The sequence below is a fragment of the Pseudomonas sp. genome (genome assembly GCF_035512415.1).
In the GTDB taxonomy this organism is placed as follows: domain Bacteria; phylum Pseudomonadota; class Gammaproteobacteria; order Pseudomonadales; family Pseudomonadaceae; genus Aquipseudomonas.
In genome coordinates, this window is record NZ_DATKDZ010000003.1 from 75,385 (window position 1) to 91,355 (window position 15,971).

General features: G+C 63.6%; 12 protein-coding genes. 4 read left to right on the forward strand and 8 right to left on the reverse strand.

Annotation, left to right across the window (positions count from 1 at the left end; all coding sequences use genetic code 11):
• Positions 1–13 precede the first annotated feature (13 nt).
• Positions 14–1,660: a DUF1302 domain-containing protein gene (locus tag VMP31_RS00580; protein ID WP_325503001.1), complete on the reverse strand. Its 1,647-nt coding sequence runs from the start codon at positions 1,658–1,660 to the stop codon at positions 14–16.
• Between the two features lie 203 nt (positions 1,661–1,863).
• Entirely contained in the window at positions 1,864–2,631 is a 768-nt protein-coding gene (locus VMP31_RS00585; RefSeq protein ID WP_325503003.1) for a coniferyl-alcohol dehydrogenase, read from the reverse strand.
• 282 nt (positions 2,632–2,913) lie between these two features.
• On the opposite strand from VMP31_RS00585, the gene VMP31_RS00590 reads away from it, so the two are divergent.
• The 3 genes from VMP31_RS00590 (at position 2,914) to VMP31_RS00600 (ending at position 7,353) form a co-directional block, all read left to right on the forward strand.
• On the forward strand, positions 2,914–4,752 hold the full coding sequence (locus VMP31_RS00590) for a sigma-54-dependent Fis family transcriptional regulator (protein ID WP_325503005.1): 1,839 nt from the start codon (positions 2,914–2,916) through the stop codon (positions 4,750–4,752).
• Between the two features lie 568 nt (positions 4,753–5,320).
• A complete protein-coding gene (locus VMP31_RS00595) occupies positions 5,321–6,403 on the forward strand; it encodes an aromatic ring-hydroxylating dioxygenase subunit alpha (protein WP_325503007.1) in 1,083 nt (360 codons plus the stop codon).
• On the forward strand, positions 6,400–7,353 hold the full coding sequence (locus VMP31_RS00600) for a PDR/VanB family oxidoreductase (protein WP_325503009.1): 954 nt from the start codon (positions 6,400–6,402) through the stop codon (positions 7,351–7,353). The genes VMP31_RS00595 and VMP31_RS00600 overlap by 4 nt, the downstream gene beginning before the upstream one ends.
• Before the next feature lie 176 nt (positions 7,354–7,529).
• Here VMP31_RS00600 and VMP31_RS00605 read toward each other — a convergent pair whose 3' ends face one another.
• From VMP31_RS00605 to VMP31_RS00620, 4 genes are all read right to left on the reverse strand, one after another.
• Positions 7,530–8,261: a GntR family transcriptional regulator gene (locus VMP31_RS00605; RefSeq protein WP_325503011.1), complete on the reverse strand. Its 732-nt coding sequence runs from the start codon at positions 8,259–8,261 to the stop codon at positions 7,530–7,532.
• Positions 8,262–8,315: 54 nt separating this feature from the next.
• Positions 8,316–8,975, reverse strand: a complete 660-nt coding sequence (locus VMP31_RS00610; RefSeq protein WP_325503013.1) for a TetR/AcrR family transcriptional regulator — start codon at positions 8,973–8,975, stop codon at positions 8,316–8,318.
• A gap of 246 nt (positions 8,976–9,221) precedes the next feature.
• The gene (locus tag VMP31_RS00615; RefSeq protein WP_325503015.1) at positions 9,222–10,157 is read right to left on the reverse strand and encodes an alpha/beta hydrolase; all 936 of its coding nucleotides are present in this window, start codon (positions 10,155–10,157) and stop codon (positions 9,222–9,224) included.
• A 23-nt stretch (positions 10,158–10,180) separates the two neighbouring features.
• Entirely contained in the window at positions 10,181–11,623 is a 1,443-nt protein-coding gene (locus tag VMP31_RS00620; RefSeq protein WP_325503017.1) for a coniferyl aldehyde dehydrogenase, read from the reverse strand.
• A 338-nt stretch (positions 11,624–11,961) separates the two neighbouring features.
• Between VMP31_RS00620 and VMP31_RS00625 the strand changes: the two genes are divergently transcribed.
• Positions 11,962–12,453, forward strand: coding sequence for a MarR family winged helix-turn-helix transcriptional regulator (locus VMP31_RS00625; protein ID WP_325503019.1), 492 nt, complete (start codon positions 11,962–11,964; stop codon positions 12,451–12,453).
• A 128-nt stretch (positions 12,454–12,581) separates the two neighbouring features.
• Here VMP31_RS00625 and VMP31_RS00630 read toward each other — a convergent pair whose 3' ends face one another.
• Positions 12,582–13,829: a thiolase family protein gene (locus VMP31_RS00630; protein ID WP_325503021.1), complete on the reverse strand. Its 1,248-nt coding sequence runs from the start codon at positions 13,827–13,829 to the stop codon at positions 12,582–12,584.
• A 2-nt stretch (positions 13,830–13,831) separates the two neighbouring features.
• A complete protein-coding gene (locus VMP31_RS00635; RefSeq protein WP_325503076.1) occupies positions 13,832–15,637 on the reverse strand; it encodes a feruloyl-CoA synthase in 1,806 nt (601 codons plus the stop codon).
• Positions 15,638–15,971: the final 334 nt, after the last annotated feature.

The window sequence follows — 15,971 nt, forward strand, 5'->3', positions numbered from 1 at the left end:
ATAAAACCTCTTATTAGAATGTGGTTTTCACGTAGACGGAGACGAAATCGCGGTCAGCCAGCGACTGCGCATAGCTGAAGTTGCCGTCCTCGCGCAGCCCCGCGCCCTTCTTGCCGAAGAAGTTCACGTAGTTGACGCCGAAGTCCCAACGCTGCAGGTAGGTGGCCTTGAGCCCGACGCTCCAGTCGCCAGCATGGGTGTTGCCGAAACCGGCCTTGCTCACCGCAGAGGAACGCCCGTCGAGCACCACGCCCAGGCCCACCGGTACGCTCAGGTCGAGACCGTCAGCCACTTGGAAGTAGGCCGGCTCGGCCAGGATGCGCAGCGCCGTGGCATCGCGGGTGGTGTTGGAGTCCAGTGCCGCACGGTTGTCGGTAACGCTCAGGGTACGGTTCCAGGCCAGTTCGGCGATCACCGAACCGCCGTCCCAGATCGCGTTGGGCGACAGCAGGTAGATGGTCGAGAGGTTGATATGCGCGGTCTTGCCCTTGGCATAGAGCGCGTCATCGCTGTTGTCCGCGGCCACGCCGGGGAATACCACCTGCAGGTTGCTGACCAGCGGCGCATCCCAGCGCAGCGAGGCCTCGCCGGCGAAGTTGAACGGGCCGGAAGCGGTGGAGAAGCTGGCACCAAGGGTCTTGATATCTTCGGCATAGACCTGGCGGTAGGAACTGAGGAACGGCAAGCCAGTGGCACCGAACGCCGCGCCGTCCAGATAGGCATAGAGGCCGCTGGGCGCCTTGTCGTGGTACTTGGCGGCATAGAAGCCGAGTTCCAGTTCGGTGCCTTCGGGCTTGTAGCGCAGTTGCATACCGCCCTGCCCGGAGTCCTTGGCGCTGATGTCGCCGCCGTTGACCGTGGCGTTGCCGAACACCTGCTGCAGGTCGCCGGAGCCATGGCCGATGGCGTCGACGTCGCTCAGGTAGCTACCAGCACCCGGTACATTGGAGCGCTCCCATTCGAACTGGTAATAGGCACCGACCGACACTTGCGGGTTGATCTGCAATTGCCCGGACACTTGATTGACCGGCCGCAGGATTTCCTTGAACTGGGTGCCCGGCACGCTGAGCAGCTTGACCACGTCAATCGGCCCCTGGGCATTGGCAATACCGTTGCCGCCGTAGAACAGGCTCTCGCCATAGATCAGGCTGTGCTGGCCGAGACGCAGGGTACCCTGGCTCGACTCGCCGATGTTGCCACGCACAAATACAAAGGCGTCGAGGATCTCGGCGTCGCGCCCATGCAGATCGCGGGTCGCGTCGAGGAAGTCACGCTGCAGGCTGCTGTCAGTGTCCTGGTTGTAGATATCGTCGTACCAGGCCGCACCACTGACGCGCAGGCCATAGTTCTGGGTGCTCAGGTCAAACTCGGAAAACACATCCAGACGATTGGAAATCAGCCCGCGGTCGAAGTTGTTGTCGCCCTGACTCTGGATATTCTGATAGAGCCCGCCGGCGGTCGGCGAATCGGTGATGGCGCTGTCCTGCCCTTGCAGGCGGTAAGCCATGCTGTATTTGATGGTGTTGTCCCAGCGCGCCCGCCACTCGGAATCACCCAGGTCGAATTGCATGGCACTGGCACTCGACAGAGGCAGTGTTGCGCAGATGGCGGTGGCCAGTGCGGCACGCGTGAAAACGGTAACAGCTCTACTCTTTTTCATGGATTGCCTCATTGTTCTTATTATCAATTTCGCCCGTCGGCCAAACAGCCTGGCGGGGTTCGATGGCTTGATTCAGCTCATGTGCTGTGGACTTGCTCCGGCTACAACGCCTTGTTCGATCTCCCGAGGTTCAGCCGCCGTTAAATTCCAGGCCCGTTGCCGGCACAACAGCACCGGCGTAGCGAACCCACCCAGTGCTGCGATTAGAGATAGGTCGAGGCCAGGCCGCCATCCACCGCGATGTTCACGCCGTTGATCCAGCGCGACTCGTCGGCGCAGAGAAAAGCGATCACCGGAGCGATCTCGTCAGCATAGGCCGGGCGCTTCATACGATGGGCGTCGGCCTGGGCACGCTCGGCACCGAGCATGGTCACGAATTCGTTGAGGATCGGGGTGAACACCGGGCCCGGTGCCACGCAGTTCATCCGCACCGAGGTGCGCATAAACCAGGGCTGCGCCTGGACCTGGGTCCAGACGATCAGCGCTTCCTTGAAGTACTGGTAGCAGGTCTTGTCAGCCACCGGGTTGTCGCTGAGCCAGGCTTCGCCCGCGGCGAAACCGCTGACCAGGCCGAGAGCGCGATGCAGGGCCAGGCGCTGCGGCCATTCGGCACCGAGCACCGAGGACACGTTGACGATCGCCCCGCCCTCGCGGATGCGCGGCAACACCGCCTCGCTCAAATGACGCAGGCCCAGGTAGTTGACCCGCGCCACCAGTTGCGGGTCGGCGGTGCCGGGCACCCCGGCGATATTGCACAAGCCATCGACCTGCGCCGGCAGCTGCTGCACGGCAGCATCGATGGTATCGGGATGACTGAGGTCGGCCTGAACGAAGCCATCCAGGGTCAGGCTGGGTTCGTTGCGGTCCACACCTATAACGAAGGCACCATGGGCACGCAAGGTTCGGGCAGTTTCGGCGCCGATGCCCGAGGAGACCCCGGTCACGACTATCGTCTTGTTGCTCAGCTTCATACGGGTTTCCCAATTCAGTCGTGCTTGTGCTGCTGACGCTAGGGCGGTGGCAGCCAAGCCATGTTGTTATTGCCGAATTAGTTAAAGTCGGTAACTAGTTCTAGCAATCGATATGCCATGTACTGACCACAACACAGCAACCCCTCTAGCACGCATATTTGCGCTAAACCTAAGGAAATCAGGCCTACCAAGCAAGACGAAAGTCGCCTTAAAAAAGTGATGATTTCAGCAAAATCATGCTGCACTATGCGGAATATGATTAATCCGATTAAGAGGTTCTCGATGGCGAACAAGTTGATCTCCCTGGCCGAACTCTCCCGCGGCACGCAAAAATCCCCTGCCCGCGGTGCCAGCGAACAGCTACCGCCCGGGGCCGCGCCGACCCTGCAGGATCTGACCGAATGCCTGCTGTTCAGCCCTGGCGACGGACGTATCTGGCTCAATGGCGCGCGCATGCTGCTGATGCACAGCAGCGGCCTGGGCGCACTGCGCCGCGAGTTGATCGAAAGCATGGGCCTGGCCCGCGCCCGCGGCATCATGCTGCGCACCGGTTACCACTGCGGCGCGCGGGATGCGGCGTTGATCAAGGAACGCTTTCCCGAGTCAGACACCCTGGCGCTGTTCGCCGCCGGGCCACTGATCCACGCGATCGAAGGGGCGGTGAAGGTCGAGCCAGTGCACTTCGAGTTCGATATGAACCTGGGCACCTATTACGGCGAGTTCCTCTGGCATCACTCCAGCGAGGACGACGAACATATCGCCCACTACGGCATCGGTACCGAACCGGCCTGCTGGATGCAGACCGGTTACGCCATCGGCTACACCTCGGCCATGGTCGGCCGCCTGATCCTCTACCGCGAGGTCGAGTGCCGCTCGACCGGCTCCAGCATCTGCCGCCTGATCGGCAAGCCCGCCGAAGAATGGGACGATGCCGAGGAAGACCTGGCCGACCTTAATGCCGAACCCTTTGTCGGCAGCGGTGGCAGCACCGCCGCACGCCAGACCAGCAGCAAAGGCGGCGATAAAGGTTCCCTGCCGAGCGCCCTGCAGGTCGAGCCGGCAACGGCCCAGGACAGCGATATGGTCGGCATTTCCTCGGCCTTCAACGCCGCCTGCCATATGCTGCGGCGGGTCGCGCCGACCCAGGCAACCGTGCTGTTTACCGGAGAATCCGGGGTCGGCAAGGAGATGTTCGCGCGCATGCTGCACCGCATCAGCCCGCGCACCGACGCACCCTTCGTCGCGATCAACTGCGCCGCCATCCCGGAAAACCTGATGGAGTCGGAACTGTTCGGCGTCGAGCGCGGGGCCTTTACCGGTGCCACCCAGTCACGCGCCGGGCGCTTCGAACGCGCCGATGGCGGCACCCTGTTCCTCGACGAGATCGCCACCCTCAGCCTGGTGGCCCAGGGCAAGCTGCTGCGCGCCCTGCAGGAAGGCGAAGTCGAGCGGGTTGGCGGCAGCCGCACACTGAAGGTCGATGTGCGAGTGGTCGCCGCGACCAACGTCGACCTGCGCGCCGCCGCCCTGCGCGGCGAGTTCCGCGAGGACTTGTTCTTCCGCCTCAATGTATTCCCGATCCACCTGCCGCCGCTGCGCGAACGCAAGGAGGATATCCCGCTGCTGATGACCCACTTCCTCCACCGCTTTACCCAGCGCCACGGCCGCCAGCTCAGCGGCTTTACCCCGCGCACCGCCGACACCCTGCTGGCCTACGACTTCCCCGGCAATATCCGCGAACTGCAGAACCTGGTGGAGCGCGGCGTAATCAGCGCCCCGGACGATGGGGCCATCGACCTGGCGCACCTGTTTACCAGCGGCGAACGCCTGGCCCATCCGATGTTTTCCATCGGCATCCGCGGCCAGCTGGCCGCCGCCCCCCACGACCCGACGCAGCCCCAGCAGACCAGCAGCGCGCCCCCAGCCCGAGAGCCCGAAGCCCTGCACGCCCTGCTCGGCGACAAAAACCTGAGCCAGCTGTCGTTGCAGGAAGTCGAAGACGCGATGATCGACCACTGCATGAGCGAGGCCAAAGGCAACGTCTCCGAAGCCGCCCGCCGCCTGGGCCTGACCCGCGCGCAACTGTCCTATCGGCTGTCGCGGCGGCCGACGGGCGAGTAATGGCGTCTCTCTTTATCTCCGCGCGCCGTAGCTGACGCGTCGCCCCAGGGAATGTATTGCCACCTGGAATGCCGCTCACTTTTACCAAGTGCACGGCATTTCCGTAGCCCGGATGACAACTAGCAAATCGCCCTTGTGGGGTACGCCGCACGCACCATGGCCGCGATCACCCGGTGTGCGCAGCGCCCCCCTACGGGAGGTCGCGCGGCCGCGCTGGAACCATAAGGCAGCCCCTGATCGCACCCATCCAGCAGCACCAAAATGCTCAATCACTTCCTCTCCAGCCCACCACCCCCGTAGGGTGCGCCGTGCGCACCAGCGTCACCCCCAGACACGCCTGGGAAAGGCTCGGTCTACCGCTGAAACTGGATCCATAAAAGACATAACCAAGCGTTAAGTATCCGCCCTTCACGTCGTTCATCCCTGCAAGATCCATAAAACCTGCTTAAACGTTCGATAATCGGCCAAAAATCACGCCTAACGCCTATTTTTACTTTGACACTCAGCTACGCCAGTGCGAACAATTGGATCCAATAAAAACAAACAAGGCCCACTCAGGAGAGCCTCCATGTTCCCGAAAAACACCTGGTATGTAGCCTGCACCCCGGACGAGATCGCCGACAAACCCCTTGGCCGGCAGATCTGCGGAGAGAAAATCGCCTTCTATCGCGGGCCGCAAGGCAAGGTCGCGGCGGTCGAGGATTTCTGCCCGCACCGTGGCGCGCCGCTGTCCCTGGGTTTCGTTGAGGACGGCCAATTGATCTGCGGCTACCACGGCCTGGCCATGGGTTCCGACGGCAAAACCCAGCACATGCCGGGCCAGCGCGTGCGCGGCTTTCCGTGCATTCGCAGTTACCCGGTTGAGGAGCGCTACGGCTTTATCTGGGTCTGGCCGGGCGATGCCGCGCAGGCCGACCCGGCGCTGATCCATCATCTGGAATGGGCCGACAGCCCGGACTGGGCCTATGGCGGCGGCCTGTTCCATATCAACTGCGATTACCGTCTGATGATCGACAACCTGATGGATCTGACCCACGAGACCTATGTGCACGCCTCCAGCATCGGTCAGAAGGAAATCGACGAGGTCGCCCCGGTGACCACGGTCGAAGGCGACAACGTGGTCACCAGCCGGCATATACAGAACATCATGGCCCCGCCGTTCTGGCGCATGGCCCTGCGCGGCAACGGCCTGGCCGACGATGTGCCGGTGGACCGCTGGCAGATCTGCCGCTTTACCCCGCCAAGCCATGTGCTGATCGAGGTCGGTGTGGCCCACGCAGGCAAGGGCGGTTATGACGCAGCCCCGAGCGACAAGGCGGCGAGCATTGTGGTCGATTTCATCACCCCGGAAACCGAGACCTCTATCTGGTACTTCTGGGGCATGGCGCGCAGCTTCAAGCCCGAGGATCAGGAACTCACCGCGAGCATCCGCGAAGGCCAGGGCAAGATTTTCAGCGAAGACCTGGAGATGCTCGAACAGCAGCAGGCCAATCTGCTGGCCCATCCAGAGCGCCAGCTGCTCAAGCTAAATATCGATGCCGGCGGCGTGCAGTCGCGACGCGTCCTCGAACGCCTGATCGCTCAGGAACGCGCGCCAGCTGCGACGCCCGAGCTGATCGCCAGCAGCTCCAGTGCAAGGAGCGCCCCGTGATCGAAGTATCTGTAGTCGCACGTAACAACCAGGCCCAGGATATCTGCAGCTTCGAACTGGCCCGCGTCGACGGCGCGCCGCTGCCGGCTTTCGACGCTGGTGCCCATATCGATGTGCACCTGCCCGGCAGCCTGATCCGCCAATACTCGCTGTGCAACCCGCCCTGGGAAAACCAGAGTTACCTGATCGGCGTACTCAAGGACCCCGCCTCCCGCGGCGGCTCCAAGGCCATGCACGAGCAGATGCAGGTGGGCCAAAAGCTGCTGATCAGCGAACCGCGCAACCTCTTTGCGCTAAGTGAAAATGCCCAGCGCAGCCTGCTGTTCGCCGGCGGCATCGGCATCACCCCGATCCTCTGCATGGCCGAACGTCTGCATCAGCTCGGTGCCGATTTCCAGCTGCACTACTGCGCCCGCTCGATCGAGCGGGCGGCCTTCGTCGAGCGCCTGCAGGCCGCGCCCTTCGCCGAGCGCGTGCACCTGCATTTCGACGACGGCCCGGCCACGCAGCGCCTGGATGCCGCCGCCCTGCTCGCCAATCCCGATGCCGACACGCACCTCTACGTCTGCGGCCCGGGCGGTTTTATGGAGCATGTGCTGAGCACAGCCAAGGCCCAGGACTGGGACGATAAACGCGCACACCGCGAGTATTTCGCCGCCGCACCCATCAATCACGATAACGACGGCAGCTTCGCCGTACAGCTCAACAGCAGCGGCCAGATCATTCAGATCCCCGCCGACAAAAGCGTCGCCGAAGCGCTCGAAGCCTCCGGCATCCTGATCCCGCTGTCCTGCGAGCAAGGTATCTGCGGCACCTGCCTGACCCGCGTACTGGCCGGCGAACCAGAACACCGCGACCTCTTCCTTACCGAAGCCGAGCAGGCGCAGAACGACCAATTCACCCCTTGTTGTTCGCGGGCGAAAAGTCCGTTGTTAGTGTTGGATTTGTAGGGTGGATCGGGACGCGTAGCTGACGCTTCACCCATCCACCAACCGCGATTGGTGGATGAAAAAGGCGTCATCCACCCTACCTCGCCGGAGGGCCACAAACTGTAGGAGCGGGCCATGCCCGCGATGCTCTTGCCTTGCCCGTTTCGCGGGCATGGGACTTGGCGTCGCCCCCGCTACTACGACCGCTCTTCTGCCACGCCCTTCTGAATCACCTTCACCCCTTCACTGGCGACCTGGGTCGGGCCGAAGATTTCCGCGTAGCGCAGGGTCGCATTGGCGTGTTCGCGCATAATCGCTTCGGCCCTCGAGCCCTGGCCGTTGACCAGGGCGTCGTACACCGCGTGGTGTTGCATATGGGCGAAATTGAAGCGGCGGTATTCGCGGGCCATATCGTGCAGATCGACCGCCAGCGAGCTGACCGAGGCGAACGGCAGGTGGTCGTTGCGCGCCAGGGCCTCGGCGATGGCCGGGTTGCCGCTGGCGGCGATGATCAGCTGATGGAAGCGCATATTGAGGTCGTGGTAGCGCTCCAGATCCTCTTCCACAACATGACCTTTGTGGAACAGCCGGTCGCCCTGCTCCAGGCATTCGAGCAGGGCCTCGCGCACTTCAGCATCGATGCCGCGCTCCGCTGCTTGACGTGCGGCCAGGCCTTCGAGCACCCCACGCACCTCCACCGCACCAGCGATATCGGCCGGGCTGACCGCGCGCACCGTGTAGCCACGCCCGGCGCATTTGACCAGCAGGCCCTCCTGCTCCAGGGTGCGAAAGGCAATGCGCACCGGCGTGCGCGACACCTCGAGCAATTCGGCGGTGGGAATCTCGGCAATGCGCTCGCCCGCCGCCAATTCCCCGGAGGCGATCATCTTGCGCAGTGCGATCAGAACACGCTGACCCGGCTTACTCATAACTGTCCCCAGCCAGTCTCCAATGCGCGCCATCATAGCGCAGCCAGGAAGTGATCAAGGCAGGGGGCCGCGCGACATAAAACACCTGCCAAACATGCCCAAGGCCACCTCGACCCGCTCGCCGATCTGCTCGTCGGACCAGCTCTGCTGCACCCCCAGGGTGAACAGTTTGAGCGGCTGCGAGATCAGCAGCGCGTCGATCAGCTCGACCGCCGGTTCGACATCCTCGCGCGCCAACAGGCCTTTGTTCGCGGCCTTACCCAGCCAGCCGCGGAGCAAATTGAGGCAACGCTCGGCACCTTCCTGGTACCAGATCCGCGCGATACCCGGCGCATTCTCGCGGCCCTGCGCGGCCATCAAATAGATGCCCAGGGCCAACGGCGAGAGGGTCAGGCGCGCCCACAGATACAGGTACATGCGCAGTTCGCTAAGCAGACCTTCGGCGCAGTCGATGCCACTTTCCAGCAGCAGCTCAAGGGTGGACAGGTCGCGAGCCACCAGCTGCGACATCAGCTCTTCCTTGCTGGCGACCAGTTGATAGAGAGTCTTTTTCGAAATACCCGCCGAACGCGCGATGGCGTCCATGGTGACGTTGGCGAAATTGCCGCTGCCGATCTCGGCCGCCGCGGCGTCCAGCAACAGGCTCATCTGCTCGTCGCGACTGCGCAGCGGTGGCCGGCCGCGCCTGGGGGACTGAAGGGTGATTTCAGACATAAGGGTTTCTGCTGATCGACATGGTGTTGGATTTTGGCGGCGAGCTTGCTGGAGAGCCGCCTAGCTTACAGCGGCATGCAGGTAAACGCCTGTGTCGCCGCGTCAGCACCACCAGATAGGAACCAGAGGGACGCCCAGTCCTTGCTGGCGATCCGAGACCCCAACGCCCTAGAAACCGTGGAGTCTGTAGATTGATCGCCAGCAAGCTGGCTCCTACAAGTGTGGGGTTATTTCCGCATTTGGACGTTAGGCCAGCGCGCCGCCACCGCTCACCTCGGCCACTGCCCCAACCCGAAACGCCCCACGCAACGAATCCTCCATCAACTGCCAAGCCTGCTCTGCCGAGTCGTCCGGCCCCAGGTGGGTAAACATATGGTCGCAGCCGGCGAACATCTGCTCGGTCACCACCACCCCGGCCTGGCGCAGCTTCTCAGCGTAGGCTTCACCTTCAAGCCGCAGGATGTCGTACTCGGCGGTAATCAGGGTGGCCGGCGGCATGCCGCGCAGCTCATCGACCGTCGCCAGCAGCGGCGAAGCCAGTGGATCACGGGCCTGGGCCGGGTCGCTCAAGTAGCAGCTATTGAAAAAGCGCACCAGACCGGCACCGAGTAGGGGTTTGTCGAGACTAGAGACTTTCAGCGCGGGATCCTGGGCCAGATTCAGCACCGCATAGTCGATCAACTGATGCACCACCCGCAGGCGCTGATGCTCGCGCGCCAGGTTGGCCACGCCGGTGGCCAAATTACCCCCGGCGCTATGCCCGCCGACGGCAATGCGCTGCGGATCGATGCCCAACGTTGCGGCCTGTTCGGCCAGCCATTCGAGTACTGCGAAGGATTGCCGCAAGCCGGCGGGAAAAGGATGCTCAGGCGCTAACACGTAGTCGACATTGACCACCAGACAACCGAGGTTATGCGCCAGGCGGCGGCAATAGCTGTCGTCGTGCTCGGGCACCCCGGCGACAAAGCCTCCACCATGGAAATTCACGTATACCGGCAACTTTTCCAGGGTTTGCGAACCGGGCCAGTAGAACAGCGCCCGCGCCGGCCCCCAGGCGCTCGGAATAAATTCCTCGGCGACCGTGCGCAACGGATACCGCGCCGCGTCGTAGACGAATTTACCTTTCATGCGCTTGGCAAAGGCGCGCAGCAGCTTGGCCTTAAGGTTTTTTAGCAACGACATAATTGGACTCCTTAAAGGCTCAATTAATTAGCGGTCAACAGCTGATCCAGCAGACCGTGAATCATCTCGCCGTAAGGCGCGCGCATCGCCAGGTTGGATTCGCCAATCGGGCTCTGTACCACCACCGCCTTGGCGTGGCTGAAGGTGCGGAAACCATAGACGCCATGGTAGGCACCCATGCCCGAGTGGCCGACGCCGCCGAACGGCAGCTCCTCGAACAGCACATGGCTCATGCAGTCATTGATTACCACTGCGCCCGAAGTGGTGCGCTCCAGCACCTGCTGACGCTCGCCGGCATCCTCGCCGAAGTAATAAGCCGCCAGAGGCCGCGGCTGCTGGTTGACGTAGTCGATGGCCGCGCTGAAGTCGCGGTAGGTCTTGATCGGCAACAGCGGGCCGAAGATTTCCTCGCGCAGCACCTGCATCTGCTCGTTGGTATCGAGCACCAGGGTCGGGGCGATCTTGCGGGTCTCGCGGTCGCTCAGGTCCTCCTGTGCCGGGTTGATCTCGACCAGGTACGCCCCCTTGGCGTGGGCATCGGCAAGGTAGCTGCGCAGGCGGTCGAAGTGACGCGGGTTGATGATCGAGGTGTAATCGGGGTTGCTGCGCAGGGCTGGATACATCTCGCTAACGAAACGCACTGCCTCGGCGACGAAATCGTTCAGCAACTCCTCCGGCAACAGCAGATAGTCCGGCGCCAGGCAGATCTGCCCAGCGTTGAAGGTCTTCACCGTCATCACCCGCTGCACCACGGTGGCGAGATCAGCGCTACGCGAGACCAGCACCGGCGACTTGCCGCCCAGCTCCAGGGTTACCGGTACCAGGTTGTCCGCGGCGGCGCGCATGATATGCCGCCCTACCGCGGTGCCGCCGGTAAAGATCAGGTGATCGAAGGGCTGCGCACTGAACAGCGCACCGGTCTCGGCGCTGCCCAGCACGGTGCTCAGTTCGTTGGCATCGAAGTAACGGGCGATCAGCTCGGCAAGCAGCGCCGAGGTGCACGGGGTCAGCTCGGATGGCTTGAGCATGGCGCGGTTGCCGGCGGCGAGGATGCTCGCCAGCGGGCCGAAGGCCAGGACAATGGGAAAGTTCCACGGGCTGATCACCCCGACCACGCCCAGCGGCTGATAGTCGACCCGCGCTTCGCAGCCGGGGAACGGTGCCGGATGGGATTCAGCCTGCATCCACTCGGCCAGGTGCTCGCGGCAATGCTTGAGGCTGGCCACCGAGCCGGCGATATCGGACAGCAGGGTCTGCTCGCGGCTGCGGTTGCCGAAGTCCGCGGACACCGCCGCAACTATCTCTTCACGGTTTTCCAGCAACAGGGCGATGGCCCGGTCGAGGCGGTCGCGGCGCAGCTCCAGGCTGGCCGGGCCCTCGGCCAGATGGGCCTGTTTCATGGCGGCGAGGGCCGCTGCGAGTTGTTCGGCGCTGACCGCCGCAGCCTGGTGACCGAGAATGCTCATGGGGTAATTTTCCTGCTGGTTAAATTGTTATTAGCCAGCACTAAGTGCTGGACCAGCCGGCACCTCTGCCGACTCGATGGCTGGAGTATGGCAAAAAACACAACAAAGGAAACTACTAGGTTTCCTTATTTTTAAATTTCTGACTAAAGGCTTAACAACCCATAACCAACGGGCCAATGAATACTTCCAGGCAACACCAAGCCCGCCAAGGGTTTGCCCCGAAACGCAGCCAGCGGTTTAAGCAACTGGCCAAAACCTGGCTATTGGTGCGAAACTGATTATGTTTATTAACCAGTAGCCCATTTCGGCAACCCATAGCGAGCACCCGGTTCCAGCCAATGGCCAAGAAAAGCCCCCCCACCCCAGAAGTGAACAGCCCAGCCACGGAGCCGAGCGACACCCTGCTCAGCCAGTTGATCGGCTACGCCCTGCGCCGCGCCCAGCTAAAGGTCGCGCAGAATCTGGTCGAGCAACTCAACCCCTTCGACCTGCGCCCCGCACAGTTCTCCGCCCTGCTGATCATCGAAGCCAGCCCCGGCCTGATGCAGACCGACCTGGCCAGCATCCTCGCCATCGAGCCACCGCAGGTGGTGACCCTGCTAAACAAACTGGAAAAACTCGGCCTCGCCGTGCGCGTGCGCTGCAAGCCGGACAAACGCTCCTACGGCATCTTCCTTAGCAAGGCCGGGGAAACCCTGCTTAAGCGACTCAAGGAAATCGCCGCCGCCAGCGACCGCGAAGCCACCGCCGCGCTCAGCGACGCGGAACGTCAGCAGTTGCTGCAGTTGCTGCACAAGGTCTATCGGCAGGACAGTACCGCCACGGACTAAGTGCCTGGTCGTAGGGTGGACATAGCGCAGCTTTGTCCACCGTTGCCCGAATGGCGGACAAGCCTTCGGCATGTCCGCCCTACGAGTTCTCGGGTATTGCAAATAAACATCGGGCTGCGGCAGCTCTGTTAACCCCGCGCGAACGCCGGATTTTCGATCAAAACCGCCATACCCTGACCGCCGCCGATGCAGGCGGCGGCGATGCCGTAGCGTTGGTTGGCCGCGCGCAGTTGCCGGGCCAGGCTCAGGGTCAGGCGCAAGCCGGTGGCGGCCAGCGGGTGGCCGAGGGCGATGGAACCGCCCTGAGGGTTTAGGCGCTGCAGATCGAGCTGCAATTCACGCTGCACCGCCAGCACTTGGGCGGCCTGGGCTTCGTTGATCTCGAAGCGGGCGATATCGTCCAAACGCAGACCACTACGCTCCAGCAACATGCGGATCGCCGGGGCCGGGCCGATGCCCATCAATTCCGGCGCCACACCGACCACCGCAGTCGCCAGCAAACGCGCCAATGGCCTGCGCCCCGCCGCCGCACTGGCAGAGGCAACCAGGGCCGCCGCCGCGCCGTCGACCACCGCGCAACTGTTGCCGGCGGTTTGCACGCCGCCGGCATGGATCGCGCGCAAGCGTGATAAAGCAGCCAGGCTGGTCGGCCGCGGATGGCTGTCCTGCTCAAGCGATTCGACGCCACGCGGCAAGGCGATACCGCGCGACTGATAGCCGTCCAGCGCGAAGGATTCGCTTTGCACACTGACGATTTCGTCGGCGAACACGCCCTCGCCCTGCGCCGCCAGGGCCGCCTCGAAACTGCGCAAGGCGTAGGCATCGGCCTCTTCGCGGGCGATGCCATAACGCCGCGCCAGATTTTCCGCGGTGCCGATCATGTCGACGCCCGCAGCCGGGTCGAACAGCGCTTCCCAGAGGAAATCCTTGAACTCCACTCCAGCACCGAGACGGAAACCGCCGCGGTGGGTATAGGCGGCGATCGGGTTGCGCGACATCGACTCGCCAGCGACGCACAAGGCCAGCTCGCTGCCACCGGCGGCGATCTGTTCGCCGGCCTGGCGCAGCAACTCGAAACCGGTACCGCAGATACGCTGCACACCCAGGGCCGGCACCGTCTGCGGCACGCCGCTGTACAGGCCGATATGGCGCGGCAACAGGTAGGCATCGAAACTCGCCTGGGCCACACAACCGGCCAGCACCGAATCCACCGCCGCCGGATCGATCTCGGCGCGGCGCAGTACTTCGCGGCCGACCTTGATCCCCAGGTCGGTCGGCGAGACCAGGCCCAGGGCGCCGCCGTAATCGCACCAAGGTGTGCGCACGGCCTCAAGCATCAGCACATCGTCGAACGCCGAATAGAGGCCATCGGTCATGTTCAGCGCTCCGCCGTTACACGTTGCGGATCTGCGCCCTGATAGAGGGCGTCGATTCGCTCGGCGCGGCAGCTGAGAATCACCCGCTGGTTGAGCGAACCCTTGTCGGTGACCTCGCCCTTGTCCAGCGACGGCGGCTCGCTCATCAGGCAGGCCCAGGCCAGGCGCGAAGCGCTGCCGGTGGCGTGCTGGTTGAGGCGTTCGAGCAACTCGCCCAACCAGGCGCGTACCCGCGGCGCGGCCAATACCTGTTCGGCCGTGGCGTCGGGCGCCAAACCGGCCAGCTCGCGACAGGCCGGCAATTGCGGAAATACCAGCAGACCGATGCATTCGCGGTTCGGCGCGGTCACCACCACATCCTGAATATAGGGCGCGCCGGCCATGATCACCCGGGTGCGCAGCGGGCCGACGCTGACAAACACCCCGGTATTGAGCTTGAAGTCCTCGGCGATACGGCCATCGAACATCAGGCCCCATTCAGGGTGCTCGGGGTCGGCCAGCTTCAGCGCATCGCCGGAGCAGTAGAAGCCCTCCTCGTCGAAGGCTGCGGCGCTCTGTTCGGGCGAACGCCAGTAACCCGGCATCACATGGGGGCCGCTAAAGCGCCCCTCCAGCTTACCGTCCACCGGCACCAATTTGACCTTGCACCCCGGGGCCGGCAGGCCGACGTAACCGGCCATGGACAAGGGCCCAGTGGTAAAGGTGCAGGACGGCGCGGTCTCGGTCATGCCGATGCCCGCCATCATGCGGATACGTTCGCCGCAGTGCGCCTCGGCCACCGCATCGAGGCGATCCCAGACCGCTTGCGACAACCCGGCACCGGCGAAGAAGAACAGCTTGATCCGGGCGAAGAAGCGCTCGCGCAGCTCGGCATCCACCTCCAGGGCGGCGACCAGCTCCTCCCAGCCCTTGGGCACGGTGAGGTAGGCGGTCGGCGAAATTTCACGCAGGTTGCCCAGGGTCTCGGCGAAATGCTGCGGGGTCGGCTTGCCGTCGTCGATATACAGGGTGCCGCCGTTGTACAGCACGATGCCGACGTTATGGCTGCCGCCGAAGGTGTGGTTCCACGGCAACCAGTCGACCAGCACCGGCGGTGCCTCACCGAACACCGGGAAGGTCTGCAGGAGCATCTGCTGGTTGGCGCAGAGCATGCGCTGGGTGGTGATCACCGCCTTCGGCAGCTTGGTCGAGCCGCTGGTGAAGAGGAACTTGGCAATGTTGTCGGGACCGGTCGCGGCGAAGGCCGCATCCGCCTTGTCGCAAGCCGCGTTGCCGAGCAGGCTGGCGAACGAGTGGCACTCGCGCCCCGCCACTGCGCCCGCGGTCAGCAGCAAGGGCGTGTCGACCGGCACCACCGCCTCGATCGCCCGGGCGAAGGCCTGGCCATCGGCGGCGAACACCAGGCCCGGCTGCAACAGCATGCAGATGTGCTGCAGCTTGGTGTAGTCCTGGGCCACCAATGAATAGGCCGGCGACACCGGGCAATAGGGCACGCCGAGATACAGGGCGGCGCAGGCCAGTTGCAGGTGTTCCAGATCGTTGCCGGAGAGAATCAGCAGCGGTCGCTCGACCGAAAGATCGAAGCCCAACAAACGTTGGGCGATGCTGCGCACCCGCCCAAGCATCTCGGCATAGCTGATGCGCTGCCACTGGCCATCGGCGCCGCGGCGGGCGATAAAGGTCTGCTCGGGACGCTCCTCGGCCCAGCGCAGCAGGCGCTCGAGCAGGCGCTGCGGATACGCCTGCAACGGCTCAAGCGCCTGCATATACAGCGTCTGCCCGACCTCGCGCAGTTGCACCGCCGGCATGCCGATCGATACCGGCCGGTAGATCGGCTCGACGCGACCGCTAGATGGGTTGTTCACCTGTGAAACTCCTCCGCAAAGCGCGCCCTGGGCGTCCGACCGCGCCACCCAATAGGTGCGCGGCCGGGCCTGGGCCGATTGTTCTTATAGTGCTGTTTTGCGCCGACTCTCAGAGCCTGCTACGAATCTACGCCCTCTGACCAACGAGCAGCAGGTCCTGGGAAAATCATCAAATTGCCATGTACCAACGATGTGTTGCGCAACGCTGATCAGTCCCCTCGCCCCTCTGGGGAGAGGGTTAGGGTGAGGGGAGTCAACCGGGCCTGGCGATACAACA

Coding starts and splice junctions, on each gene's coding strand:
- VMP31_RS00580 (WP_325503001.1), bottom strand. CDS start 1,660: ATGAAAAAGAGTAGAGCTGTTACCGTTTTCACGCGTGCCGCACTGGCC.
- VMP31_RS00585 (WP_325503003.1), bottom strand. CDS start 2,631: ATGAAGCTGAGCAACAAGACGATAGTCGTGACCGGGGTCTCCTCGGGC.
- VMP31_RS00590 (WP_325503005.1), top strand. CDS start 2,914: ATGGCGAACAAGTTGATCTCCCTGGCCGAACTCTCCCGCGGCACGCAA.
- VMP31_RS00595 (WP_325503007.1), top strand. CDS start 5,321: ATGTTCCCGAAAAACACCTGGTATGTAGCCTGCACCCCGGACGAGATC.
- VMP31_RS00605 (WP_325503011.1), bottom strand. CDS start 8,261: ATGAGTAAGCCGGGTCAGCGTGTTCTGATCGCACTGCGCAAGATGATC.
- VMP31_RS00610 (WP_325503013.1), bottom strand. CDS start 8,975: ATGTCTGAAATCACCCTTCAGTCCCCCAGGCGCGGCCGGCCACCGCTG.
- VMP31_RS00615 (WP_325503015.1), bottom strand. CDS start 10,157: ATGTCGTTGCTAAAAAACCTTAAGGCCAAGCTGCTGCGCGCCTTTGCC.
- VMP31_RS00620 (WP_325503017.1), bottom strand. CDS start 11,623: ATGAGCATTCTCGGTCACCAGGCTGCGGCGGTCAGCGCCGAACAACTC.
- VMP31_RS00625 (WP_325503019.1), top strand. CDS start 11,962: ATGGCCAAGAAAAGCCCCCCCACCCCAGAAGTGAACAGCCCAGCCACG.
- VMP31_RS00630 (WP_325503021.1), bottom strand. CDS start 13,829: ATGACCGATGGCCTCTATTCGGCGTTCGACGATGTGCTGATGCTTGAG.
- VMP31_RS00635 (WP_325503076.1), bottom strand. CDS start 15,637: ATGCCGGCGGTGCAACTGCGCGAGGTCGGGCAGACGCTGTATATGCAG.